Source organism: Marinobacter halodurans (genome assembly GCF_004327985.1).
GTDB lineage: Bacteria > Pseudomonadota > Gammaproteobacteria > Pseudomonadales > Oleiphilaceae > Marinobacter_A > Marinobacter_A halodurans.
Window position 1 is genome coordinate 1 of sequence record NZ_SJDL01000192.1, and the last position, 512, is coordinate 512.

The 512-nt window shown below is 60.5% G+C and carries 1 pseudogene; it reads right to left on the reverse strand.

The features are described from left to right. Positions 1 to 223: pseudogene (locus tag EZI54_RS24055) on the reverse strand (hypothetical protein); the annotation flags it as partial. Between the last annotated feature and the right edge of the window lie 289 nt (positions 224 to 512).

Consider the following 512-nt stretch of genomic DNA (forward strand, 5'->3'; position numbering starts at 1 on the left):
CGGTCTCCGGGTGCCGGAAGCCAATGCCGAAGCCGTACTGGCGGTGCACCCCATACTCCGTGGCCCCCTGGGACTCGATCACCCAGGCTTCCAGTTCCTCCCAGGGGATGAAGATGGGCTCACTATGACCCTCCGGCACAAAGCAGACTTCCCGGCGCTGGCGGTTGAAGCGGGTGGGGGCGATTTTCTCGGCCCGGCCGTACATCTGCCAGTGAGGCCACATTAATGTCAGCAATACTCCTACCCCCCCCCCTAAACCAATCCAGAAACCGAGACTGAAAGCCCCCTTGAATGCTTCGACAGCACCGTCCCATCCGTAGCCAAAGTGAAGCCCGCCCAAAAATACAAGTAGCGGGAAAATTGCGGCTGACAGCAAAAAACAAGAAAACGGCCCACCGAGCGCCATCTGCCAGGAAAACGCAAAGGAGTTGCCCACGCCGAAGTCCAGGTAATGATCGGTGACCGTTCCCACCGCATGGCCGTGGTCCACCGGGGGCAACCCGGTGGGCAGG